Origin of the sequence: Pseudomonas rhodesiae (genome assembly GCF_013285305.1) — a bacterium.
GTDB lineage: Bacteria > Pseudomonadota > Gammaproteobacteria > Pseudomonadales > Pseudomonadaceae > Aquipseudomonas > Aquipseudomonas rhodesiae.
Map to the genome: position 1 here is coordinate 1,440,487 of NZ_CP054205.1, position 23,175 is coordinate 1,463,661.

The 23,175-nt window shown below is 60.9% G+C and carries 21 protein-coding genes and 1 pseudogene; 13 read left to right on the plus strand and 9 right to left on the minus strand.

Annotated elements, in window-relative coordinates:
• The first annotated feature begins 5 nt into the window (after positions 1-5).
• Positions 6-1,415, plus strand: a complete 1,410-nt coding sequence (locus tag HRH33_RS06375) for an amino acid permease (RefSeq protein ID WP_034137147.1) — start codon at positions 6-8, stop codon at positions 1,413-1,415.
• A gap of 42 nt (positions 1,416-1,457) precedes the next feature.
• Here the strand turns inward: HRH33_RS06375 and HRH33_RS06380 are convergent, their stop codons facing one another.
• Positions 1,458-2,591 carry an OpgC family protein gene (locus tag HRH33_RS06380; RefSeq protein ID WP_034096095.1) on the minus strand — a complete coding sequence of 378 codons (1,134 nt, stop codon included), beginning with the start codon at positions 2,589-2,591 and terminating at the stop codon, positions 1,458-1,460.
• Positions 2,592-2,816: 225 nt separating this feature from the next.
• On the opposite strand from HRH33_RS06380, the gene HRH33_RS06385 reads away from it, so the two are divergent.
• Genes HRH33_RS06385 through HRH33_RS06395 form a run of 3 tightly spaced genes read left to right on the plus strand, consistent with a single transcriptional unit; the run spans position 2,817 to position 5,696 of the window.
• Entirely contained in the window at positions 2,817-3,191 is a 375-nt protein-coding gene (locus HRH33_RS06385) for a GtrA family protein (RefSeq protein ID WP_167416380.1), read from the plus strand.
• Positions 3,188-4,153 (plus strand): glycosyltransferase family 2 protein, encoded by a 966-nt coding sequence (locus HRH33_RS06390; RefSeq protein WP_123480600.1) that lies wholly within the window; start codon positions 3,188-3,190, stop codon positions 4,151-4,153. The genes HRH33_RS06385 and HRH33_RS06390 overlap by 4 nt, the downstream gene beginning before the upstream one ends.
• Positions 4,146-5,696, plus strand: a complete 1,551-nt coding sequence (locus HRH33_RS06395; RefSeq protein WP_167416381.1) for a glycosyltransferase family 39 protein — start codon at positions 4,146-4,148, stop codon at positions 5,694-5,696. The genes HRH33_RS06390 and HRH33_RS06395 overlap by 8 nt, the downstream gene beginning before the upstream one ends.
• An 18-nt stretch (positions 5,697-5,714) precedes the next feature.
• On the opposite strand, the gene HRH33_RS06400 is transcribed toward HRH33_RS06395, so the two are convergent.
• The 3 genes from HRH33_RS06400 to HRH33_RS06405 all read right to left on the minus strand — a co-directional run bounded on the left by HRH33_RS06400 (position 5,715) and on the right by HRH33_RS06405 (position 8,834).
• Entirely contained in the window at positions 5,715-7,334 is a 1,620-nt protein-coding gene (locus HRH33_RS06400; RefSeq protein WP_167416382.1) for an FMN-binding glutamate synthase family protein, read from the minus strand.
• Between the two features lie 83 nt (positions 7,335-7,417).
• Positions 7,418-7,699 carry a fibronectin type III-like domain-contianing protein gene (locus HRH33_RS26350; RefSeq protein ID WP_243269772.1) on the minus strand — a complete coding sequence of 94 codons (282 nt, stop codon included), beginning with the start codon at positions 7,697-7,699 and terminating at the stop codon, positions 7,418-7,420.
• Entirely contained in the window at positions 7,677-8,834 is a 1,158-nt protein-coding gene (locus tag HRH33_RS06405) for a glycoside hydrolase family 3 C-terminal domain-containing protein (RefSeq protein WP_243269774.1), read from the minus strand. The genes HRH33_RS26350 and HRH33_RS06405 overlap by 23 nt, the downstream gene beginning before the upstream one ends.
• Before the next feature lie 390 nt (positions 8,835-9,224).
• Between HRH33_RS06405 and HRH33_RS06410 the strand changes: the two genes are divergently transcribed.
• Positions 9,225-9,593, plus strand: a complete 369-nt coding sequence (locus HRH33_RS06410; RefSeq protein WP_167416383.1) for a hypothetical protein — start codon at positions 9,225-9,227, stop codon at positions 9,591-9,593.
• Between the two features lie 31 nt (positions 9,594-9,624).
• On the opposite strand, the gene HRH33_RS06415 is transcribed toward HRH33_RS06410, so the two are convergent.
• From HRH33_RS06415 to HRH33_RS06430, 4 genes are read right to left on the minus strand one after another with little or no spacing between them, the layout of a single operon-like run.
• Positions 9,625-11,025, minus strand: a complete 1,401-nt coding sequence (locus HRH33_RS06415) for an ATP-binding protein (protein WP_034137153.1) — start codon at positions 11,023-11,025, stop codon at positions 9,625-9,627.
• Complete coding sequence (locus tag HRH33_RS06420; RefSeq protein ID WP_034137475.1) at positions 11,022-12,839, minus strand: DAHL domain-containing protein; 1,818 nt, start codon at positions 12,837-12,839, stop codon at positions 11,022-11,024. The genes HRH33_RS06415 and HRH33_RS06420 overlap by 4 nt, the downstream gene beginning before the upstream one ends.
• A complete protein-coding gene (locus HRH33_RS06425) occupies positions 12,836-13,804 on the minus strand; it encodes a cytochrome-c peroxidase (RefSeq protein WP_173603376.1) in 969 nt (322 codons plus the stop codon). The genes HRH33_RS06420 and HRH33_RS06425 overlap by 4 nt, the downstream gene beginning before the upstream one ends.
• 25 nt (positions 13,805-13,829) lie before the next feature.
• Complete coding sequence (locus HRH33_RS06430; protein WP_167416385.1) at positions 13,830-15,728, minus strand: putative bifunctional diguanylate cyclase/phosphodiesterase; 1,899 nt, start codon at positions 15,726-15,728, stop codon at positions 13,830-13,832.
• 180 nt (positions 15,729-15,908) lie between these two features.
• Here HRH33_RS06430 and nosR point away from each other — a divergent pair, with 180 nt between their 5' ends.
• The 3 genes from nosR to HRH33_RS06445 are packed head-to-tail and all read left to right on the plus strand — an operon-like array spanning position 15,909 to position 18,183.
• Positions 15,909-17,210: a response regulator c-di-GMP phosphodiesterase, NosR family gene (nosR, locus tag HRH33_RS06435; RefSeq protein ID WP_094064829.1), complete on the plus strand. Its 1,302-nt coding sequence runs from the start codon at positions 15,909-15,911 to the stop codon at positions 17,208-17,210.
• Positions 17,211-17,257: 47 nt separating this feature from the next.
• Entirely contained in the window at positions 17,258-17,671 is a 414-nt protein-coding gene (locus HRH33_RS06440; protein ID WP_034111939.1) for an NUDIX hydrolase, read from the plus strand.
• A 5-nt stretch (positions 17,672-17,676) separates the two neighbouring features.
• Entirely contained in the window at positions 17,677-18,183 is a 507-nt protein-coding gene (locus HRH33_RS06445; protein ID WP_167416386.1) for a GNAT family N-acetyltransferase, read from the plus strand.
• A 229-nt stretch (positions 18,184-18,412) separates the two neighbouring features.
• Here HRH33_RS06445 and metR read toward each other — a convergent pair whose 3' ends face one another.
• Complete coding sequence (gene metR, locus HRH33_RS06450; protein ID WP_034096103.1) at positions 18,413-19,330, minus strand: transcriptional regulator MetR; 918 nt, start codon at positions 19,328-19,330, stop codon at positions 18,413-18,415.
• 182 nt (positions 19,331-19,512) lie between these two features.
• Between metR and HRH33_RS06455 the strand changes: the two genes are divergently transcribed.
• From HRH33_RS06455 to HRH33_RS06475, 5 genes and pseudogenes are all read left to right on the plus strand, one after another.
• Entirely contained in the window at positions 19,513-20,532 is a 1,020-nt protein-coding gene (locus HRH33_RS06455; protein ID WP_123480591.1) for an alpha/beta fold hydrolase, read from the plus strand.
• Positions 20,533-20,586: 54 nt separating this feature from the next.
• Positions 20,587-21,239: pseudogene (locus HRH33_RS06460) on the plus strand (DsbA family oxidoreductase).
• A gap of 184 nt (positions 21,240-21,423) precedes the next feature.
• The gene (locus HRH33_RS06465; protein ID WP_167416387.1) at positions 21,424-22,344 is read left to right on the plus strand and encodes an arginase family protein; all 921 of its coding nucleotides are present in this window, start codon (positions 21,424-21,426) and stop codon (positions 22,342-22,344) included.
• A complete protein-coding gene (locus tag HRH33_RS06470; RefSeq protein ID WP_034096107.1) occupies positions 22,341-22,721 on the plus strand; it encodes a DMT family transporter in 381 nt (126 codons plus the stop codon). Before HRH33_RS06465 ends, HRH33_RS06470 begins: the two co-directional genes overlap by 4 nt.
• Positions 22,718-23,122, plus strand: coding sequence for a DMT family transporter (locus tag HRH33_RS06475; RefSeq protein ID WP_034137160.1), 405 nt, complete (start codon positions 22,718-22,720; stop codon positions 23,120-23,122). Before HRH33_RS06470 ends, HRH33_RS06475 begins: the two co-directional genes overlap by 4 nt.
• The last annotated feature ends 53 nt before the right edge of the window (positions 23,123-23,175 follow it).

Here is a 23,175-nt window from a genome sequence, read left to right on the forward strand (position 1 = left end):
TCCCTATGCCCTCTGGCAACCACCTGCCCCATGGCGAGACCGCTCAAGGCGGCCCGCTCAAACGCGAACTGGGTGAACGGCATATTCGCCTGATGGCCCTGGGCGCCTGTATCGGCGTCGGCCTGTTCCTCGGTTCGGCCAAGGCCATCGAAATGGCCGGCCCGGCCATCATGCTCTCCTACATCATCGGCGGTCTGGCGATCCTGGTGATCATGCGCGCCCTCGGCGAGATGGCCGTGCACAACCCGGTAGCCGGCTCGTTCAGCCGCTATGCCCAGGATTACCTCGGGCCGTTAGCGGGCTTTCTGACCGGCTGGAACTACTGGTTTTTGTGGCTGGTGACCTGCGTCGCCGAGATCACCGCCGTGGCGGTGTACATGGGCGTCTGGTTCCCCGATGTGCCGCGCTGGATCTGGGCCCTGGCGGCCCTGGTGAGCATGGGCACCATCAACCTGATCGCGGTCAAGGCGTTCGGTGAGTTCGAGTTCTGGTTCGCCCTGATCAAGATCGTCACCATCATCGCCATGGTCATCGGTGGCGTCGGCATCATTGCCTTCGGCTTCGGCAATGACGGTGTGGCGCTGGGGATTTCCAACCTCTGGGCCCACGGCGGGTTTATGCCCAACGGCATGACCGGCGTGCTGATGTCCCTGCAAATGGTGATGTTCGCCTACCTGGGCGTGGAAATGATCGGCCTCACCGCCGGTGAAGCACGCAACCCGCAAAAGACCATCCCCAACGCCATCGGCTCGGTGTTCTGGCGCATCCTGCTGTTCTACGTCGGGGCGTTGTTCGTGATTCTGTCGATCTACCCGTGGAATGAAATCGGCACCCAGGGCAGCCCGTTCGTGATGACCTTCGAGCGTCTTGGCATCAAGACGGCGGCGGGCATTATCAACTTCGTGGTGATCACGGCCGCCCTGTCTTCCTGCAACGGCGGCATCTTCAGCACCGGGCGCATGCTCTACAGCCTGGCGCAGAACGGCCAGGCACCGGCGACCTTCGCCACCACGTCAAGCAACGGCGTGCCGCGCAAGGCACTGCTGCTGTCGATCGCCGCGTTGCTGTTGGGCGTACTGCTCAACTACCTGGTACCGGAAAAAGTCTTTGTGTGGGTGACATCCATCGCCACCTTCGGCGCGATCTGGACCTGGGTGATGATCCTGCTGGCGCAGCTCAAATTCCGTAAGAGCCTGAGCCCTGCCGAACGCAAAAACCTGAAATACCGCATGTGGCTGTACCCGGTCAGTTCCTACCTGGCCCTGGCGTTCCTGGTGCTGGTGGTGGGCCTGATGGCGTACTTCCCGGACACCCGCGTGGCGCTGTATATCGGCCCGGCGTTCCTGGTGCTGCTGACGGTACTGTTTTATGTGTTCAAGCTGCAGCCGACCCAAGCGGCGGCGCGGTCGGCTTGACCGCCTGAACCGGCGACCGCGCAAAGCGGTCGCCGGTTTGCGTCAGCGGCTGGCGCCCAAGGGCGCCGGCCGTGGCGCGCTCAAACGCTGATTGAATTCCAGCCAGGCCGCCAGCGCCGCCATCAACAGCAACCCCAGCAACGCACTGAAGATCTGCATCGGCCAGGCATCGTTGACTTGGGCGTTGAGCATGTCCGCCAATGGCGCCAGCAATACCCCCAGGCAAAACACTTCCAGCGAATGACGCCCCATGCGGCAGCACTGCTGGGCCGGCCAGTTCTGTGTCCAGCCGTGGGTGGGCAACAGTTTGGCGGTGACATAGGCCAACGCCAGAAAATGCAGCAGGCGCACCGGCGACAAGTCGGTTTTGCTGATCGGGTACAACCACTCGTTGAGCAGCGTCGGCATCAGCGCATCGTGAATCTGCGGCCAGCGCCACGACAAGGTAATCACTGCCGCCAGCAAGCTGTACGCCGCCGCGACCATAAACACGGGCTGGCGCGACAATGGTCGCGGATCGGGCGTGCGGGGCCGGCGAGCATGGATCGACGCGGCACCGCCGAGCACGAACAGCAGTTGCCAGGTCACCGGGTTGAAGTACCACACACCGTCGGCAATCGCCGCCAGGTTCCAACCCAGTTTCGGCGCCAGCAGGTACACCGTCAGCGACACGGCCACCACCGCCAGCGGCACACGCACCAACGCCGGCAGCACCAGCGGCAGCCCAAGCAACAGCACGATATACAGCGGCAGTGGGTCCATCAGATTGGGTTTGAAGCGCAGCAATAACTCGTCGGTCAGCGCCTGCTGCGGGTTGGTGATGAAGTGCGTCAGGCCCATTTCCTGTACCAGGTCGCGGGTTTCCACATGGCTGTTGGCGAAGAACACGATGCCCATCAGCATCGCCAGCAGGAAGATATGCACCACATACAGCACCCAGGCCCGGCGCAGGATTTTCAGGCAGGCCATGCCATAGCCCTCGCGCTCCATCACCTTGCTGTAGGCCAGCACCGAGGCATAACCGGCGAGGAACACAAAGACCTCGGCCGCGTCGCTGAAACCGATGTTGCGCAGGGTGATCTGGCCGAGGGGATTGTGGGGGACGTGATCCCAGAAAATGAAGATCAACGCCAGGCCCCGAAAAAAATCGATGCGTGGGTCGCGTCCGTTCAGCATGGCAGCGGGCTCTTGAACAAAAAGGATGGAATAAGGACAGGTCGACGAGGCTGATGTCGTACGCCGCCTGTCGGGCGCGCGCAGGTTGGCGGTATTTGTAAGCAATTGCAAAGCCTGGGTATTACTGAATGTCTCAATTGTTTGCGTGCGCCACCTGTTAATTCTGACAGTAGACGGGCCACGGCCTTCGTGGCTTGCTGGACCGAGTCGCAAACGAGCAACGACATGGCCAGGCTATGGAAAGGCTTCTTGAGCTATTCAGTGATTGGCGCCGCCAATACGGTGATCCATTGGCAGCTGTTCTTCATCTTCAGGACGGCGTTTGGCCTGAACCAGGCGCTGAGCAATTTCCTGGCCTTTTGCCTCGCGGCAAGCCTTTCCTTCTACGTGAATGCCGTCTTCACTTTTGCTATGCCGGCGTCGTTGCCGCGTTACGCGCTGTTCATGCTGTGCATGGGCGCCTTGAGCCTGGGCGTGGGCGCCTTGGCGGACCGCTGGAACGCACCGGGGATCGTGACCGTGATGGTGTTTTCTCTGGTAAGCCTGGTGTGCGGTTTCTTGCTGTCACGCTGGGTCGTGTTTCGCGAGCGTGATCGATGAGGCTTTCGCTGGTGGTGCCGCTGTTCAATGAAGAGCAAGCCGTGCAGCTGTTCTATCGTACGGTGCGACAACAGCCAGCCCTGGCTGCCTACACGGTCGAGATCCTACTAATCAACGACGGCAGCACCGACCGCACCGCCGAGTACGCCAAGGCGCTGGCCTTGAGTGATCGTGATGTGGTGCTGATCAACTTTTCCCGCAACTTCGGCAAGGAAGCCGCCCTGTTCGCGGGGTTGGAATACGCGTCGGGTGACGCCGTGATCCCCATGGATGTCGACCTGCAAGACCCTATTGAGGTGGTGCCGCAACTGCTCGCCGAATGGCAAAAAGGCGCCGATGTGGTGCTGGCTAAACGTCGCAATCGCTCCAGCGATGGCTACCTCAAACGCCACAGTGCGTCGATGTTCTATCACCTGCTCAACCGCATCGCCTACACCCACATCGAAGAAAACGTCGGCGACTTCCGCCTGATGGACCGCAAGGTGGTGGACGTGATCAAGGCCTTGCCCGAGCAACAGCTGTTCATGAAAGGCGTGCTGTCCTGGGCCGGTTTCACCGTGGCCATCGTCGAGTACGACCGTGCGCCGCGCGCTGTCGGCCAAAGCAAGTTCAACGCCTGGAAACTGTGGAACCTGGCAATGGATGGCATCACGTCGTTCAGCACCTTGCCGTTGCGGCTGTGGAGTTATATCGGCGGGTGTATTTCGCTGCTGGCGCTGGTGTATGCCGGCTGGTTGGTGCTGGATAAATGGCTGTTTGGCAACCCGGTGCCAGGGTATCCGTCGTTGATGACGGCGATTTTGTTTTTGGGCGGGGTGCAACTGATTGGGATTGGGATTCTGGGCGAGTATGTGGGGCGGATATATATGGAGGCCAAGCATCGGCCGAAGTACGTGATTGCCAGTCAATTCGGCGTGAGAGAACAGCCGGAAAATACCGTGCAAGGAGGCAAGCATGTTTAGCGATTATTTAAAAAACAAGCATAAAACGATCGTGCTCAGTGGCTGTATCTTGTTAGTCGGCGCCTGGGTGAGGCTGCACGATATTGATAAGTCAGGTATCTGGACCGATGAAGCATTTAGTCTGATCCTCAGTGCCAAATCACTCCCCGATATCCTGTATCACACGGCGCGTGATGTTCATCCGCCACTGTTTTATTTGATATTGCACGGGTGGATGCTTCTCTTTGGCGACGGTGTTCATACTGCGCGTCTGCTGAGTGTGATATTCGGCATTGTCAATGTGGTACTGGCCATGTGGTTGATGCGTTTACTGGCCGGCTGGCGTGCGATGATGCTGGGCGGCCTGCTGGTTGCCCTGTTGCCGATGGCCGTGCGCTACAGCCAGGAAGTACGCATGTATGTGCTATATGCCACATTTATGCTTGGGGCAATGATCGCTTTAGTAATGTGGCTTGAACAACCGCACCGGCGACGGTGGCTGATCGCTTATTGCCTGCTGATGGTGGCTGGGCTTTATACGCACTATTTCACCGTGACATGTGCTTTCGCGCATTGGTTGTACCTGGCGTTTTTGACGAGTACGCAACCTAAAGGGGAGCGTTGTCTTATGAGGCCTTCGTGGTGGGTCGCCAATGCTGCCATTGCGCTGATGTTTATCCCTTGGGTGCCTAGCCTTATACAACAAATGAAGTATTCAGGCTTTGATTGGATACCCGCGTCGGAAGTCAAAACAATTTTCGGCGTATTTTGGCAGTTTCTAAATGCTAATGAAGGCACAGGGTATGCGCCCGTCACCTTCTATGCCTTGGCAGTGCTGTTAATGCTCATGTCTGTTTTCATTGTTATTGAAGGCAACAGGCTGGGGAAAAAGTACGCGTTGTTGGTAACGATGGCGTGGGGACCGATAGGGCTGATTATCGTCGTTTCAATCTTCAAGCCGCTCTTTGTCTACCGTTACTTCCAAATGTGCGCCTTTGCCTACTCGATGATTGCGGCTGCGGTGCTGGACCGGTTGTTAGAACGCTCATATGTTGTTTTTTTAACAGTACTGGCGTTGGTGGCCTATATACAGATTGATGGGCTGTCTGTCGTATACGCAAAAAATCCGCAAAACCTGCAGGAGTTCAACCAGTTCAATCGCCTGGCGAGCGAGGTGAAGTTGCACTCTGTTTCGCAAGATGGCCTGCTGGTACTGAATTTTTTCTTGCAGCTACCGATGGTTTATTACTTTAAAGGTGACACGCTCCCGATGTATTACACGCCGTTGAACAGTGATGGAACGTCTAGCTGCCCCGATGGCTACCAGGTGTGGACACTCTTCAACGAACACGCGGATCGAGTATTTGTGGAACGGTTGGAGTCGCTCACCACGGGCTCAGGCAGAGTCTGGTTGATGGATGGGGTGTGGGGCGGGAGCTCAACCCACAAGCTCCCCGATCACTGGCAATTGTTGCAGACGCTTACGGTGGGTGCAGCCAAGGCCGAACTCTTTGTCATCCGTCGACAGGATGCACCCGTGCAAAAAACGGTAGGCAGCCCTTAGCGGCTTACAGTGGAGGGCTCAGGCAGCCTCAGCTTCTAGCGGCTCAAAACTATCCGCCCGCGCCATCTGCCACATGCGCGAATAGAACTCGCCATTCACTTCGCCTGTGAGCAACTCGCCAGGCTTGAGGAACACATGCAACTGCGAGAACAACTTGATCTCCGTCGCCGACATGCGCCGCACCAGGTGCTTGGCCGACAGCTGCGAGGGGTGATCCAGCCCCGCCGCCGCGAGCATTTCGGCCAGGGCCTTGAGGGTGTTGCGGTGGAAGTTGAACACGCGCTGGGCCTTGTCCGGTACTACCAGAGCACGTTGGCGCAACGGGTCCTGGGTGGCGACGCCGGTGGGGCACTTGTTGGTGTGGCAGCTTTGGGACTGGATGCAACCGATGGCGAACATAAAGCCGCGCGCCGAGTTGGCCCAGTCGGCGCCGATGGCCAGCACGCTGGCGATATCGAACGCGCTGACGATCTTGCCGCTGGCGCCGAGCTTGATCTTGTCGCGCAGGTTCAGGCCCACCAGCGTGTTGTGCACGAACAGCAAACCTTCGCGCAGCGGCACGCCGATATGGTCGGTGAACTCCACAGGTGCCGCGCCGGTGCCGCCTTCCTTGCCGTCGACCACGATAAAGTCCGGAAGGATGCCGGTTTCCAGCATGGCCTTGGCGATGCCCATGAACTCCCATGGATGGCCCAGGCAGAACTTGAAGCCCACCGGTTTGCCGCCGGACAGTTCACGCAATTGGGCGATGAACTGCATCAGCTCGATCGGCGTGGAAAACGCACTGTGGCGTGACGGCGAGATGCAGTCCTCGCCCATCTGGATACCGCGGGTGTCGGCAATTTCCTGGGTGACTTTGTGTTTAGGCAGGATGCCGCCATGGCCGGGTTTGGCGCCCTGGCTCATCTTGATTTCGATCATGCGCACCTGGGGGTTCTGCGCCTGCACGGCGAAGCGCTCCGGGTCGAAACGGCCGTCGCTGGTGCGGCAACCGAAGTAGCCGCTGCCCAGTTCCCAGGTCAGGTCGCCGCCGTGTTCGCGGTGGTAAGGGCTGATACTGCCTTCGCCGGTGTCATGGGCGAAGTTACCGAGCTTGGCGCCCTGGTTCAGAGCGCGGATTGCGTTGGCGCTCAACGAGCCAAAGCTCATCGCCGAGATATTGAATACCGACGCCGAATACGGCTGTGTGCATTGCGGGCCGCCGACCATCACACGGAACGCGCTGGGGTCGCTCAAGGGAGCGGGGCGCATGGAGTGGCCGATAAATTCGAAGCCGGACTGGTACACGTCGATCAAGGTGCCGAAGGGTTTGTCGGCGGTCTCGTTCTTGGCCCGCGAGTACACCAGCGAACGCTGGGCGCGGGAGAAGGGCAGGGCGTCGCTGTCGGACTCCAGCAGGTACTGGCGGATTTCCGGGCGGATGGCCTCCACCAGGTAACGGATATTGCCCAGGATCGGGTAGTTGCGGCGTACCGCGTGAGGGCTTTGCAACAGGTCGAAAATGCCGATCAGGCTCAGCACGCCGGTGACCAACGTGATCGGCCACACCCACTCGTAGTGAAGGAACGGCAGGCTGGCAAGGGTGAACAGGACGCACACGGCAAAGAAGGCGTAACGGCTTAGCAAGGACAGGCTCATACGGGGTCCTTGAGGTCGGACTCTTACAGGTCGGTGCGGCATTCTGCGCCGCTAACGAAGGCCCAGACAACCGCCGCTTGCACTCAAGGCCGCCCGGACGGCCCCGCGCCAGACAGCACGCGGCTGTCCGTGACCTCGAACCGCGCCTGGTTGTCGGTGGTCGAGTCGGCCCCGACGAATACGCTGAAGCGGCCGGCCTCGACCATCGGTCTCCAGTGCTCGTCGAGCAAGGCAAAATCCTGCGCGTCCAGGGTAAAACTCACGGTGCGTGTTTCACCGGGGGCCAGGTGGACCTTGCGAAAGCCGCGTAACTGGCGGACCGGGCGGGTCACACTGGCGACGTCATCGCGCAAGTACAACTGCACAATTTCGTCGCCTGCGCGCTGGCCGGTATTGGTGACGTTCACTTGCACCGTCAGCGTGTCGGTGGAGGCAATCCGGTCGGCGCTGAGGTGTGGCGTGGCTGAACGTGGTGTAGCTCAGGCCGAAGCCGAACGGGTACAGCGCAGTCCACGGTGAATCAATATAAGTGGAGGTGTACAGGCCCTCGCCACTGGGCGGGCGACCGGTGTTTTTATAGGCGTAGTAGAGGGGGATTTGCCCGACGTTACGGGCAAAGGTGATGGGCAGTTTGCCGCTTGGGTTAACGTCACCGAACAGAATATCGGCCACCGCGTGCCCCGTTTCGCTGCCCAGAAACCAAGTCTCCAGCAGCGCCGGAGCCTGGGCAACGGTGTCGGATAACACCAGCGGGCTGCCGTTCATCAGCACGATGACCACGGGTTTGCCCGTAGCCAGCAGCTCGCGCAACAGCGCGTCCTGGGCGCCCGGCAAGCCCAGATGCGTGCGACTGCGCGCTTCACCACTCTGGTTGGCGCTTTCGCCAAGCACGGCAACCACCACCTGGGCAGAGCGGGCAGCCTGGCGGATCGAGCGCAAATCCTCGATTTGTTCGCTGTTGGGCGCAGTGCCGGGCAGGTAAGTCACCTCGGTGTCTGGGTCGACGGCGCTGCGAATGCCTTGCAGCACCGTGATGGAGTCCGCGGCCAGTCCCACCCCTGGCCATGGCCCGAGTGTGCTTTCGGCGCCCGTGGCCAGGCTGCCGACCACCAGCACCTTGCGCAGGCTCTTGGGCAACGGCAGCAGCGCGTCGGTGTTTTTCAGCAGTACGATGGATTTCTGCGCGGCCTCCCGTGCCAAGGCACGGTGCTGCGGTGTGAGCAGATTGGCCCGTTGCCGGGCTTGATCGCTGTAGCGGTAGGGGTCGGCAAACAGCCCCAGGCGTTGCTTGGCCTTGAGCACGCGGCGCACCGCCTCGTCCACGGTGGCCAAAGACACCTGACCCGCGCGCACCAGTGAGGGCAAGTACTGTCGGTAGGTCTGGCTGGCCATTTCAATATCCACCCCGGCGGTGAACGCCAGCCGTGCCGCATCGGCCGGCACAGCGATGATGCCATGTTGGTAGAAATCCAGGCACCACGATCGGTACGACGCAGGCAAGCAACCGTGCTGCTTGCCTGAAGTTTTGAGCGGGAAGGGCAGAGTATCTACTGTCAGAAATAACAGCTTTGCAGGTGTTTCAGACGAGCGGTGGGTGCGCGCTTTTCTGAGATGGTTTCAAGGTCAGTTGGCACCTGGAGCATGGAACTTCCCGGTGCTCGTCGACCAACTAGGGGAACGCAGGGTGCGCCAGCGCTGCATCCCATTCGCTCCTCTGTCCGTGAGTCGCTCATGAATATAAGTTCTGCCCTTACCCATCCGCTTGTGCAATCGGCTCTCGTCCCAGCCATGAAGGCGGCTATCCCAACGCCCGCCATTACCCAGCCGACATCTTCGACGGTTTCTGAAGCCTCGCCACCTCACGATCGGCAAATCCGCGATAACCCTCTCATGAAAGCTATGCTGGAGCGCAAAAGCAGTACGCAGGACCAGCCCGCCTTGGGTCAGCCCACGGTACAGGCCTCAACGGACAAGAGCGGCTTACAGAAGTTGGCTGGCGACATTGCCCATCACACGTGGTTTATCCCAGGCTTGAGCAACATGCTCAGCGGCGTGGCCGGTGCGGATAAAGGCCTGGACGGTGTGGTAAAGGGGCTGGTCAGTGGTTTGGACAAGACTTTGGTGGACGGTCTGGGGACCGCCATTGAAGGCGCGGCGAACAAGGATGTGGTGTCGATTTTCAAAGGCTACGGGCAAGCCGTGAAGCACAACGCGTCGACGCCCGAGTCCGTCAAGTCGGTGCTCGCGAACCTGGTCTGAGCGCGCTGTGCCGTGACTGGACGGCGGCTCCTCAGGCCGCCGTCTGCCGAATCGGCAGCACCACGCGAAACGTCGTGCCCTTGCCCGGCTCGCTGCGCACGGAAATATCGCCGTGGTGCTTTTTGATAATGCCGTAGGACAGTGACAGTCCCAGCCCCGTGCCTTCCCCCACTGGTTTGGTGGTGAAGAACGGATCGAAGATTTTCTGCACGGTTTCGGGCGCAATGCCGCAGCCGTTATCGGCGACTTCCAGCCACACGTTATCGCCCTCCACCCCGTTGCTGATGGTGATCGTGCCTCGCTCGGGGCCCATGGCCTGGGCGGCGTTGATTACCAGGTTCATTACCACTTGGTTGAGTTGCGAGGCCAGGCATTCGATTTCCGGCAGCGCGCTGTAGTGCTTGATCACGTCGGCCTTGTACTTGAGTTCGCTGGCGACGATGTTGAGGGTGGAGTCGATGCCCTGTTGCAGATTGGCCCACTGCCAGGTCTGGTCATTGTCGACCCGCGAGAAGTTTTTCAGGTCCTTGACGATCTGCACCACCCGCCCGATGCCCTCCTTGGACTCCTTGATCAGGATGGGTATGTCTTCCTTGAGAAAGTCCAGCTCCAGTTCATTGCGCAGGGTTTTGAGTGCATCGCGCTGTTCGGCCGAGGCGAGGCTGTCCTCGACCTGCCGGTAGGCATCGAGCATCTGCTGCAACTGATTGAAGTAGCTGTCGAGGGTGCTGAGGTTGGAGGAGATAAACCCCACCGGGTTGTTGATCTCATGGGCCACGCCGGCCGCCAGTTGCCCCAGGGACGCGAGTTTTTCCGACTGCACCAGTTGGCTCTCCAACTGCTTGCGCTCGTCGATTTCCAGTTGCAACGCTTCGCTGGTCTGGGTCAGCGCCAGGGTGCGTTGCGCCACCAGTTGCTCCAGGTGGCTGGTTTGCAAGGAGGCGCGGCGGGCCATGTCCCACTTGTTGGAGAGCGTGTTGGCCATCTGTTGCACTTCGATGTTGTCGAAGGGCTTTTTCAGGATCAGCAGGCGATCATGGCCTTTGAGGCGGTACAGCAGGTCATCCCAGGAGTAATCCGTATAAGCCGTGCACACCACCACTTGCAGGCCGGGGTCGACTTTCCATAACTCTTCGATGGTCTTGGCGCCGTCCCAGCCCTGAGGCATGCGCATATCGACGAACGCCAGGGCGTAGGGACGCTTGTCCGCCATGGCCGCGCTGAGCAATTGCAGGCCTTCTTCGCCGCCATAGGCCGAGTGCAATTCGAACGCCTGGACCTCGGCTTTATCAGTGTCGCCGAACAGCGCCGATTCCAGATCGTCGAGAGCCTGGTTGGTCTCAACGGTCGGCATCAGGATCTTGCGGAAATCGTCGTGAATCGACGGCGTGTCGTCGATCAACAGGATGCGTCGATTGGGAGGCTGGTTCATGCAGGACTTCCGGCTGGGGTCATGGGAATCGTCAGGGTAAAGATCGCGCCCAGGCCAGGCCCGTCGCTGTGGGCGCTGAGCTGGCCACTCATTTCGACGGCGGCCAGCGCGCAGCTGTGCAGGCCGAAGCCGTGGCCTTCCTTGCGGGTGGTAAAACCGTGGGTGAAGATCCGCGTCATGTTCTCGGCGGGGATGCCTTCACCGTCGTCTTTCACGCTGATCTGCAAGGTGTTGTCGGCCAGTGCCTGGACTTTGAGCGTCATCTGCCTCGGGCGGTCGTTGAGATTGGACATAGCGTACTTGGCGTTGCTGATCAGGTTGACCATGATCAACAGCAGGCGATGTTTGTCGGCGAGGATTTCCGGCACGGGCGCATATTCCTTTACCACCGTGACGTGATGCCGGCTCAAGGCGCCGGCGTTCATGCGCAGGGCGTCCTCCATCAGGTCGCTGATATGCACCGGCTCCAGCAGCGTGGCGGCGCCGGCATAGGATTGCTGGGTGGAGACGATGTCTTTGATGTGGTCCACACTTTTGCTCAACTGCGCCAACTCATCGGTCATGCCCTGCTGCTCCACGGCGATGGCGTCCACCAGTTGGTTGAGGTAACCGGGCAGCAGCTTGCCTTTCTCATCTTCAGTGAGAAAGGTACCCAGGTCGGCCTTGTGCTCATTGATCAACTGCATGGCCTTGCCCAGCCCCAGGGCTTTGCTGCTGCGCAGTTTGCGGGTGACCAGGTCGGCGGAGATGTTCACGCTGTTGAGCACGTTACCCACGTTATGCAGCACGTTGGTCGCGATTTCGGCCATGCCGGCTTGGCGCGCGCTGTCGAGCAGTTCGCTCTGGGCATCCTTGAGCTGCTGGGTGCGCCGCTCCACGCGTTGTTCCAGGGTTTCGTTGGCGGCCTGCAATTGGCGGTTGACCCGGTTGATCTCGGCGAAACTGCGCAACAGGCGCACGGCCAGGTAGAGCAGCATCGCCACCAGCAAGGTCGAGAAAATCAGCAGATAGCGGTGGTACTGATGGTCAATGCGGTCGGCTGCCTGCTGGTCCTGGTCGAGGTGGGTGGTCAGGTCGTCCAGACGTTCGGCCACGGGCACGTCGGCAATCCGCTCAAGAAGGTTGTTGACCACCGGTTGTTCGCGCAGGATCAGCGAAATGTGATTGCTCAGCAGTTCCACCGGGCCCTGGAATTCGCTCGGTAGCTGTTCCTTATTGGTAGCCAGTTTGCCCAGGCCCACCAGGATGTCGGCAGCCCGATCGTCACTGGTGACTTGAGCGAATTCCAGGCTGCTGAGCAGCAGGTCGTAGGTGTCGGTGGCCACGCCTTGCAACTGCAGCCGACCTTCGTCGTCAAGGCGATTGAACTGGGCCTGGATGTCGTCTTCGGCGGTTGGCAGGAACGCCAGGGAATTGCGCAGCACCGCGTTGTGGGATTTGAACTGATCCACCAGCCGGGCTTTTTCCTGCATTGCCGTCTGGTAAGCGGCTTGCGTGGCCTGCCAACTGCTCAGATCGGTCGGGTTGTGGTAGGTGTCGCGGCTGTTCAATTCGGCCCAGATCCGCGTCATCTCCGTGAGGGGCGTGACCAGGGGATCATAGTTGTGGGTGATCGCGATCCTGGCCTTGAGCACTTCGCTGTCCCACTGCGCATTGAGTTGTTGCAGTTGGCGGATCAAGTCCCGCGACTGGGTGTAGCTGGCGGTCTGGTCACGAGCGGCCTTCAGGTACAGAAACACCAGAGTCGAGGCGAGCAGCAGGGTCACCAGGCCAAGCACGACCTGGGTAAAGCGACGGCGCGACTGAGTCGTCATAGTGGCTTGCCCGCCCATTCACCGGTCAGCGTCTTGAGAAACTGCACGATCAAGTCTTTGTCTTCCTGGTTCGGATTACGTCCCAACTGGTACTTGAACATCACGTCGACGGCTTCTTCCAGGGTCTTGGCCGAGGCGTCGTGAAAATACGGCGCGGTCACCGCCACATTGCGCAGGCTCGGCACTTTGAACACATGGCGGTCTTCCTCGTCCTGGGTCACCAGGTACCGGCCCAAGTCGGCTTCGACCGGGTTGCCGCGGGCTTTGAAATAGTCGCCCATCACGCCGAACTTCTGGAACATATTGCCGCCGATATTGATGCCCTGATGGCAGGCGATACAGCCGTAATCCTTGAAGCGCTGGTAGCCGTACTTTTCCTGGGTCGTCAGGATCTCGGTGTTGCCCAGCAGGTACTGATCGAAGCGCGAATTGGGGGTCAGCAGCGTTTGCTCGTAGGTGGCCAGGGCATTCTGCACATTGGCGGCCGTGACGCCGTCGGCGTAGGTCTGTTTGAACGCGGCGTGGTAGTCGGGCAGTGCGGAAAGGTTCTGCACCACGGTGTTCCAGTCGCTGCCCATTTCCGCCGGGCTGATCACCACCTGTTCGATCTGGGCTTGCAGGGTATCCACCCGGCCGTTCCAGAACTGTTTGAAATTCAGGCTGGCGTTAAACACCGACGGGGTATTGATCGCCACCGGCTTGCCGTCGAAGCCCATGGAAAACGGCTTGTTGTCGGCGCCTCCGGTTTCCAGGTGATGGCAGCTGGCGCATGACAATGTGTTATTGACCGACAGGCGCGGTTCATTGAACAGTCGGCGGCCCAGCTCGACTTTGGCCGGGTCCAGGGTGGGCACCGGCGGCAGCGGTTTGAGCGCCTCATTCAACGGTGCAGCCGACAGCGGCTGAACCAGGCCCGACCACAACACCAGCATGACGCCGAAACGGTAACGTGAGACTTCGCTCAAGCGAGCACTCCTTGCAGGCATGGGGCTATGGGGTGGGCATCAGTGTGGCGCTGCCTACTTGCAGCATGTGCGCGAAATCCTTGGGCGGCACGGCCTTGCTGAACAGAAAGCCCTGGCCCTCTTCGCACTGCTGGGTTTTCAGGAAGTTCAGCTGCTCGACGGTCTCGACCCCTTCGGCAATGATGTTCAGTTCCAGGCTTTTGCCCATGCCGATGATAGCGCTGATCAGTTGTGCGTCCTGGCTATTTACGTTCAGGCCGCGCACAAACGACTGGTCGATTTTCAACACGTCGATGGGAAAGCGCCGCAAGTAACTGAGGCTGGAGTAACCGGTACCGAAGTCATCCAGCGCCAGGCGCACGCCCATGGCCTTGATCTTTTGCAGGATGTCCACGGTTTCATCGACGTTCTGCATCAGCACGCTTTCGGTGATTTCCAGCTCCAGCCGAGCGGGCGGCAGGCCGCTTTGCTTGAGGATCGCGGCCAGATTGTCGACGAAATCGCGCTGGCGAAAGTCGATGGGCGAGACATTCACTGACATGCACAACGGCGGCAAGCCCATGCTGCGCCAGGCTTGCGCCTGCTCGCAAGCCTGGCGCAGCACCCATTGGGTCAACGGTACGATCAGGCCGCTGTCCTCGGCCACCGGGATGAAATCGGCCGGGCTGACCCACCCCGAGCGCGGTTGAAACCAGCGTATCAGCGCCTCCGCGCCGACGATGCGCCCGGACCTGAGGTCCAGTTTGGGCTGGTAGTGCAGTACAAATTCATCGCGCTCCAGGGCATGGCGAATTGCGCTCTCCAGGTTTTGCTGGCGTTGGGCGCGCAGGTTCATATCTTCGGTGTAAAAACTGAAATCGTTCGCGCCGCGTTCCTTGCTGGTGTGCATGGCGGTTTCGGCGTGCTTGATCAATTCCACCGCGTTGCAACTGTCATTGGGGTAGATGCTGATGCCCAGGCTCGCGGTGACGCTCAGGTCATGCCCGGCCACATGCCGCGTCGCGCTGATGGTCCTGAGCACTTTGTCGGCGATGTGTTGGGTTTGCTGAGGGTGCTGGACGTCGTGGAGCACGATCACAAACTCATCGGAACCGTAGCGAAACACCGAATCGGAGTCGCGCACCGTTGCCACCAGGCTGTGGCTGACCTGTTGCAGCACTTCGTCACCCACCGGATAGCCCAGGGCATTGTTGATGCGTTTGAAGCGATCGAGCCCGATGAACATCACCGCCAGTTGCGTGTCGTGCCGCCGGCCAAGGGCGATGGCCTGGGTCAGGCGATCCCCCAGCAGCGTGCTGTTGGGCAGCTCGGTCAGCGCGTCGTATTGCAGCAGGTGCGAGACTTTCAGCAGTTCCTGCACCCGTTCTTCGATGGTGCGCTCCAGGCCGATCACTTTGCGGGCTACGTCCTGAGCCAGTTGCCATTTCCACGTCAGCGCACTGGCCATCTGGCGGATCTCCAAGTGGTCGAAGGGCTTTTTCAGGATCAGCAACTGGTCGTTGTACTTCAGCCGTGCCTCGATGGCCTCGAAGGAATAGTCGGAATACGCCGTACACAGCGCGATCTGCAGGTTGGGGTCGACGTTCCACAGCTGTTCGATGGTTTGCAGGCCATCCCAGCCGGGCGGCATGCGCATATCGATAAACACCATGGCATAGGGGGCGTTGGCGGCCAGGGCCTGGCTCACCAGTGCCAGCGCTTCCTGACCCTGGTAGGCCGAATCCAGCTCGAACACCTGGCGGGGAGCCGCGGGGGTGCCGAACAGGGTTTCCTCAAGGCTATCCAGAGACGGCTCGGCGTGGGTGTCGGCGCACAGGATCTTGCGGAAATCCTCGTGGATCGACGCAGTATCGTCAACGATCAGAATGCGGCGGTTGGCCCGAGTTGAGTCTGCATTCCGCGCTGGCAAAAGGCTCGACGGCATAACGATTCCTTCCCTGGTTTCACTTCTTGGGGGGGCCGACTACTGTGACAGCATAGCCGAGCTACCTTGAAATTGATGGCCAGTTGGCGTCAAATCGACCCCGCGCCTCGGGCGAGGGAAAGTGGCTTGGCACGACGGTTCAATTTAGCTCAATTCCGTTTAATTTGAAGGCGCGTAGGCATGGATGAACAACTGGCGACGAAACCCACGATTTTGTTGGTCGACGATGAAGAGTCGATCCTAAACAGCCTGCGCCGCCTGCTGCGCGGCCAGCCTTTCGACGTGGTGCTGGCGGGCAGCGGCGCCCAGGCCCTGGACATCATGGCCGCCCAACCCATCGACCTGGTGATGAGCGACGCGCGTATGCCGGGGATGGACGGCGCGCAGTTACTGGCCGAGGTCCATCGACTGTACCCCGGCACCAGCCGCATCCTGCTCACCGGTTACGCCGACCTGCCGACGATCGTCAAGGCGATCAACGAAGGGCAGATCCACCGCTACATCAGCAAGCCCTGGAACGACGAAGAACTGCAGCTGGTCTTGCGCCAGACCCTGGAGCATCAGCGCCTGGAACGTCTGACCCAGGTTCAGAACGAGCAGCTCAAGCAATTGAACGCCACCCTGGAAAAACGCGTGGCGGCGCGCACCAGCGAGTTGCAGCAGACCGCCGATATGCTCGACCTGGCCTACGACGAGCTCAAGCGCAGCTACGTGACCGGCACCGAAGTGTTTTCGCTGCTGGCCAACCTGCGCTTGCCCAAGAGCAAGCAAACCAACCGCGCGCTGATCGAACTGGTACGCGTGTATTGCGCCGCTCAGAGCATCGATGAGTCCAGTGCCCGCGATCTGGCCATGGCGGCCGCGCTGTACAACATCGGCAAGCTGAGCTGGACCGACAGCATGCTGATGGAACCGGCGGACAAGCTGCACAGCACCGACCGTGAGCGCTATCGCGGTTATCCGACCCAGAGCGAATCGCTGTTGATGACCCTGGAACCGATGAAAGATGCCGCGCGGATCATTCGCCATCACCAAGAGCGCTGGGACGGCAGCGGCTTTCCCGATCACCTCAAGGGTGATGCGATTCCCTTCGGTTCGCGCCTGCTGAAACTGGCGGTGGACTTTATCGAACTGCAAAAAGGCCTGATCCTGGAGCGGCAGATGAACAGCGACGAAGCGCTGTTGTTCATCCGCAAATACGCCGGGCGTCTGTATGATCCAGAGTTGATCGAGGGCTTTGTGCAGGCCTGCGCCACCTTCCTCAGCGACGTGACCCTGGGCGACCCGACCGTCAAGGTGCTGACCACCCGGGAACTGCAGGACGGTATGATCCTGGCGCGCAACCTCAACGCCGACAACGGCATGCTGCTGCTCAACGCTGGCAAGGTGCTGAACTTACCGCTGGTGGACAAGCTGATTGCGTTCGAGGCGATGGAGGGGGCCAAGTACAGCGTCTTTATCAAGGAACCGGACGAGGCGTGAGCCTTGGGCGGTGATTTTCACTGATTTGAATGCAAGGTTTTTATCGTATGTCCACCACTATCCGCATCGCCGCCGCCCTCCTGATCGGCGACGACGGCCAGACCCTGCTGGTGCGCAAGCGCGGCACCCAGGCTTTTATGCAACCGGGCGGCAAGATCGACGCCGGCGAGCAACCCGCCGAAGCATTGGCCCGTGAGCTGTTCGAGGAACTGAACCTGCGTATCGACCCTGAAGCGGCGGCCTACTTGGGCCACTTCTCGGCCCCGGCGGCTAACGAGCCGGGTTGCACCGTGGAAGCCGAGCTGTTCCAGGTCAACATCGACGTACCCGTGGCCCCCGCCGCCGAGATCGAGGAAGTGCGCTGGATCGACCCGGCCGGTGACGGCGGCCTGGTCCTGGCGCCCCTGACCCGTGACCTGATCCTGCCGTTCTATCGCTCGTCCCTGGCCACACCGGCCTGACGCCCATGCTGATCCGTGCGCTGGGGCCCGAGGATGCCGAGGCTTATCGGGCCTTGATGTTGGAGGCTTACGACACCTACCCCCAGGCATTCACCTCCAGCGTGGCCGAACGCGCCGCCATGCCCTTGAGCTGGTGGCAAAAGCGCCTCGACAACCCGCTTGATCGCCTGCTGGGCGGTTTTGATGGCGAGCGATTGGCCGGGATTGTCGGCCTGGCCTTCGAACCCCGGGAAAAAGCGCGGCACAAGGTCACGTTGTTCGGCATGTACGTGACCACGCCGTCCCAGCAACAGGGGCTGGGCCGCCGGCTGGTGGAAGCGGCGCTGGTTGAAGCCCGACGGCACCCGCGCCTTAAAGTCATCCAACTCACCGTCACCGCCGGCAACATCGCAGCGTTCACGCTGTACCGACGCTGCGGCTTTATCCAATACGGCCTGGAACCGCTGGCGGTGCGAGTGGGGGAGGACTACTTCGACAAGATCCACATGTGGCGCGAACTCAGGGTTAACTGAGGCCAGCTTGGGAGGGGGCAAGCCCCTCCCGCATTTTTAGCCGGTTCTTTCAGTTAGTACTGAGGAGGGCATGTGGATTTGCATGCCGCAAACTGCGCGGTGGTGCGCCATGTGATCCAGCCCAGGCAATGACTATCAACGGTGGGAGGGGGCTTGCCCCCGATGCTCATAGGCATCTACACAAATCCTGACGGCTGGCCAGTAACGCTGTGTCGGCTGACCCGCCCCATCAGCGCACCGCACTCACCCCGTCCAACGTGGAAAACGACGTGTCCTTGGCCGTCAGCAGGAAGTCGCGCATATACGGCGCATCCAACATGTCGGCGCGAATGCCGGCGTACAACGTCGCGAACAACCCTTTCTCACCCAGGCGCTTGGCCTTTACGTAGCCGCGCGAGCTGTATTCATGCAGCGCCCAATGGGGCATGCCGCACACGCCACGGCCGCTGGCCACCAGTTGCATCATCATCACCGTCAACTCGGAGGTGCGCACCTGGGCCGGTTCCACGTCGGCCGGTTCCAGAAAGCGCGTGAAGATGTCCAGGCGGTCGCGTTCCACCGGGTAGGTGATCAGGGTTTCGCTGAGCAAGTCTTCCGGCACGATATACGACTTGTTCGCCAGCGCATGCTGATTGGCCACGGCCAGCATCGCCTCGTAGGTGAACAACGGTACATAGGTGATGCCCGGCAGCTCCAGCGGGTCGGAGGTCACCACCAGGTCCAGGTCGCCACGGGCCAGGGCCGGCAGCGGGGCGAAGGCAAAACCGGAGGCCAAATCCAGCTCGACTTCCGGCCAGGCGTCGCGGAACTGGTCGATGGTCGGCATCAGCCATTGGAAGCAACTGTGGCATTCGATCGCCATGTGCAAGCGCCCGGCGGTGCCGCCGGCCAGGCGCGCGATATCGCGCTCGGCGCCGCGCAGCAAGGGCAGGGTGGCATCGGCCAGTTGCAGCAGGCGCAGGCCGGCGCTGGTGAAGCGCAGCGGTTTGGTCTTGCGCACGAACAGCGGCATGCCCAGGCGTTCCTCCAGCTCCTTGAACTGGTGGGACAGCGCCGATTGCGTCAAATGCAGGCGCTCGGCGGCTTCCACCAGGCTGTCGGCTTCGCGCAGGGCGTGCAGGGTCTTTAAGTGACGGATTTCGAGCACGGGCTCTCCATGAGGGTAATTTGTGTTGAAGTGCGATGGCGTGAGTTTGGCTCATGTTGCAAAGCATGTCGACTATGACCGCCGGGCACTCTTCATCAAACTGTCATGGAACTGTGGCAGCGCGCTTGAACAAACTTCATCAGACTCGCGCTCTACTGGGGTTCTGCGTTTTGGTGTTTTTCATGCGTGTGTTGTTTTTATTGGCCGCCTTGCTGTTCGGCCTGCCGTCTTTTGCGGCCTCCCGTTGCGATATCAACGTCCCGACCCAAACGGTCGATCTGGATCAGGTGAGCCTTGCCTATCAAAGCATCGGCCGGGCTTCGGACCCGGCCTTGTTGTTGGTGATGGGCCTGGGCGGTCAACTGATCCATTGGCCGGATGAAGTGGTAGTCGCCCTGTGTCAGCAAGGCTTTCGGGTGATCCGCTACGACAACCGTGATGTCGGCCTGTCCACTTGGCGCCAGGCGCCGGCCAGCGCCAACCTGACTTTTGAAGTGCTGCGCTACAAGCTCGGCCTGCCGGTGGCGGCGCCCTACACCCTGACCGATATGGCCGACGACGCCTTGGGCCTGATGGACGCGTTGCAGATCCAGCAATTTCACGTACTCGGCGCCAGCATGGGCGGCATGATCGCCCAGCACCTGGCGGCCATGGCGCCGCAGCGGGTCGAGAGCCTCACCCTGATCATGACCAGCTCCGGCGCCGAAGGGCTGCCGGCGCCGAACGCGGCGCTTGTGCAGTTGTTGTCGCGGCGCAGCGCGCCCAATCGCGAAGTCGCTCTGGAGCAACAGGCCGATCTGCTGGCGGCACTGGGCAGCCCGAATATCAAGGACGATCGCCAGGCTCTGCTGCACCAGGCGGCACTGTCCTATGATCGCGCGTTCAACCCCGAAGGCGTGAAGCGCCAGATCATGGCGATCCTCGCCGAACCCAGCCGCGTGCCCTTGCTCAACCAACTGCGCGTGCCGACGCTGGTGGTCCACGGCACCGCCGACCCGTTGCTGCCGGTGATGCACGGCGTGCACCTGGCGGCGCATATCCAGGGTAGCCAGTTGAAGCTGATCCCAGGCATGGCTCACCGGTTTCAGGAAGCGTTCAAGGCGCCGCTGCTGACGGCGGTGCTGCCGTACCTGCAAGCCCATCGCGAGGATGCCGCGCACTGGGCACGCATCGAGCCCGTGGCGCCTTCGAAGGTGTTGTGACATTGGTGTATGGTGCAACCTTTATGGCACATATGGCCTGCGAGGTTGCCTAGCATGAGTACTCCCCTGAAAATCGATTTCGTCAGCGATGTGTCCTGCCCCTGGTGCATCATCGGCCTGCGCGGCCTGACCGACGCCCTGGACAACTGGGCGCCGAGGTACAGGCCGAGATCCACTTCCAGCCGTTCGAACTCAACCCGAACATGCCGGCCGAAGGGCAGAACATCGTCGAACACATCACCGAGAAATACGGTTCCAGCGCCGAAGAGTCCCAGGCCAACCGCGCGCGCATCCGCGATCTGGGCGCGGCGTTGGGCTTTGCCTTTCGCACCGACGGCCAGAGCCGCATCTACAACACGTTCGATGCGCATCGCCTGCTGCATTGGGCCGGCCTTGAAGGCTTGCAGTACAACCTCAAGGAAGCCTTGTTCAAGGCCTACTTCACCGACCAGCAGAACCCCTCCGACCACGCCACCCTGGCGATCATCGCCGAAAGCGTCGGCCTGGATATCCAGCGCGCGGCCCAGATCCTCGCTAGCGACGAATACGCCGCCGACGTACGCGAGCAAGAGCAACTGTGGATTTCCCGGGGCGTGAGTTCGGTGCCCACCATCGTGTTCAACGACCAATACGCCGTGAGCGGTGGCCAACCGGCCGAAGCCTTTGTGGGCGCGATTCGCCAGATCATCAACGAAGCCAAAAACTAGAGCCCCCTCTCCAAAGGTGGGAGGGGCGCTGCGACGATTCGATGGCTGAGTGTCAGTCAGCGCTTGTAGCGCTCCAACCACCTATCGAGGGCAAGCCCTCTCCCACAGGGTTTGGCAGTGTGCTTGGAGTAAGTGCTGGCCCGCGCCTTGCATTGACCCCCTAAAGCCTTAGGGGAACACTGCCTTGAATATTCTCGATCTTGACCACAGCCTCACTGCACAGGCGCCGATTGCCCGGCGGTTGGCCAGCGGCCAGGCCACGCGTATCGACCTGCTGGACCTGGGCCCCAAGCTGCGGCTGTGGTCCACCGCAAACACCTGGAAGCGCTTCGTCGAACGTCTGGCCCAGCGGCCTCGGCCCACCGACGCGCGACCGGAAATCCTGTTTATCGGCTCCGGCGATTATCACCACCTCACCCCGGCGTTCCTGGCCGATTTGAAAGAGCCGGTCAGCCTGATCCACTTTGACAATCACCCCGACTGGGTGCGCTTTGCGCCCAAGCGTCACTGCGGCTCGTGGGTCAACCGTGCGCTGAAAATGCCGGCGATCAAACGCATCGTCACCCTGGGCCCATGCAGCGACGACCTGCATAACCCGCAACTGCGCGGCGGTAACCTGGGGGCCCTCAGGCGTGGGCATTTACAGCTGTTTCCCTGGCAGCATGCGCCGTCGAAAGTGTGGGGGCGGATCGGCGATGGCGCCGGGCATCAGCAGCGTGAAGACCAGCTGTATTGGCGCAACCTGGCGGAGCTGGATTGGACGGCATTTCTTGAGGAGATGATCAGCAGCCTGCCCACCGAAGCGGTGTGGATCACCGTTGATAAAGACGTGCTGGCCAGCGAAGACGCGGCCACCAACTGGGACCAGGGCGGCATGCGCCTGACCCACTTGCTCCAGGCCCTGCGCGCCTTGGCCGCGCGCAAACGCATTATCGGCATCGACGTGTGCGGCGAGTTCGCCACGCCAGCGTTCAGCAACGCGTTCAAGCGCTGGGAGGCCAAGGCCGATCAACCCCCCGCCGAGCGCTGGAGCCCTGAGGACTTGCAGCGCAATGCCGCGACCAATCAAGCCCTGATCGAACTGTTTGAGGAGTTGTTCCCGTGACCCTGACCGTAGTGGTGCTGGTGGCGTTTTCCATCGTGCTCGATGTGATCGGCCAGCTGTGTTTCAAGATGGGCCTGGACCGTTTGCCGGAGCTGGAGGGCGGCTTTCGCCTGAATGCGTTCTGGGGGCAGGTATTCAATGCGCCGTTGTTGTGGGCGGGAATCGGTGCCTATGTGATCGAGTTTTTCGTCTGGCTCGAAGCTTTGTCCCGCGCGCCGCTGAGCTTGCTGTTTCCGGCGGCGGCGCTGGCGTATTGCGGGGTGGTGCTGGTCGGCAAACTGGTGCTGGGGGAAACCGTCAGCCGCCGGCGCTGGCTGGGAACCTTGGTGATCACGTTAGGGGTGATGCTGGTGGCGATTGGAGGAGGGCAGGCATGAGTACGCAGAACGTCAATGCCGGTTGGCTGCACGAACGCTTGGGCACGGTGGTGCTGTGGGCCCTGCTGATCTGCACCGAGAGCGCCGGCCAGCTGTTTACCAAGATCGCCGGCGATCAACTGGGGCAGATGGATTTCAATTGGCAGTGGCTGGTGGAAGTCGCGCATAACCCTGGCATTTTGGCGGCGATTGCCTGCTACATCGGCGCGTTTTTCGTGTGGATGCTGATCCTGCGGCGCAGCAGTTTGTCCCTGGCCTTTCCCCTGAGTTCGCTGGTTTTCGTGGTGGTGCTGTTGGGGTCGTGGCTGGGGCTGGGGGAACATATCAGCCTGCTGCACTGGGTGGGGGTTGCAGTGATCATTGGCGGTATCGCCTTGCTGGCCGAAGGCGAAGAGAACTGATGGTCGAGGGGCTTGGCCCCCCGATGTTCGTGGGGGGGAGGGGCAAGCCCCTC

What these genes read in the sequence shown, in the direction of transcription:
- HRH33_RS06445 (WP_167416386.1), top strand. Translation starts at nt 17,677, where the DNA reads ATGCTGATCCGTGCGCTGGGGCCCGAGGATGCCGAGGCTTATCGGGCC.
- HRH33_RS06430 (WP_167416385.1), bottom strand. Translation starts at nt 15,728, where the DNA reads ATGCCGTCGAGCCTTTTGCCAGCGCGGAATGCAGACTCAACTCGGGCC.
- HRH33_RS06380 (WP_034096095.1), bottom strand. Translation starts at nt 2,591, where the DNA reads ATGCTGAACGGACGCGACCCACGCATCGATTTTTTTCGGGGCCTGGCG.
- HRH33_RS06475 (WP_034137160.1), top strand. Translation starts at nt 22,718, where the DNA reads ATGAGTACGCAGAACGTCAATGCCGGTTGGCTGCACGAACGCTTGGGC.
- HRH33_RS06400 (WP_167416382.1), bottom strand. Translation starts at nt 7,334, where the DNA reads ATGAGCCTGTCCTTGCTAAGCCGTTACGCCTTCTTTGCCGTGTGCGTC.
- HRH33_RS06395 (WP_167416381.1), top strand. Translation starts at nt 4,146, where the DNA reads ATGTTTAGCGATTATTTAAAAAACAAGCATAAAACGATCGTGCTCAGT.
- HRH33_RS06440 (WP_034111939.1), top strand. Translation starts at nt 17,258, where the DNA reads ATGTCCACCACTATCCGCATCGCCGCCGCCCTCCTGATCGGCGACGAC.
- HRH33_RS06420 (WP_034137475.1), bottom strand. Translation starts at nt 12,839, where the DNA reads ATGACGACTCAGTCGCGCCGTCGCTTTACCCAGGTCGTGCTTGGCCTG.
- HRH33_RS06385 (WP_167416380.1), top strand. Translation starts at nt 2,817, where the DNA reads ATGGCCAGGCTATGGAAAGGCTTCTTGAGCTATTCAGTGATTGGCGCC.
- HRH33_RS06375 (WP_034137147.1), top strand. Translation starts at nt 6, where the DNA reads ATGCCCTCTGGCAACCACCTGCCCCATGGCGAGACCGCTCAAGGCGGC.
- HRH33_RS06390 (WP_123480600.1), top strand. Translation starts at nt 3,188, where the DNA reads ATGAGGCTTTCGCTGGTGGTGCCGCTGTTCAATGAAGAGCAAGCCGTG.
- HRH33_RS06415 (WP_034137153.1), bottom strand. Translation starts at nt 11,025, where the DNA reads ATGAACCAGCCTCCCAATCGACGCATCCTGTTGATCGACGACACGCCG.
- HRH33_RS06455 (WP_123480591.1), top strand. Translation starts at nt 19,513, where the DNA reads ATGCGTGTGTTGTTTTTATTGGCCGCCTTGCTGTTCGGCCTGCCGTCT.
- nosR (WP_094064829.1), top strand. Translation starts at nt 15,909, where the DNA reads ATGGATGAACAACTGGCGACGAAACCCACGATTTTGTTGGTCGACGAT.
- HRH33_RS06410 (WP_167416383.1), top strand. Translation starts at nt 9,225, where the DNA reads ATGAAAGCTATGCTGGAGCGCAAAAGCAGTACGCAGGACCAGCCCGCC.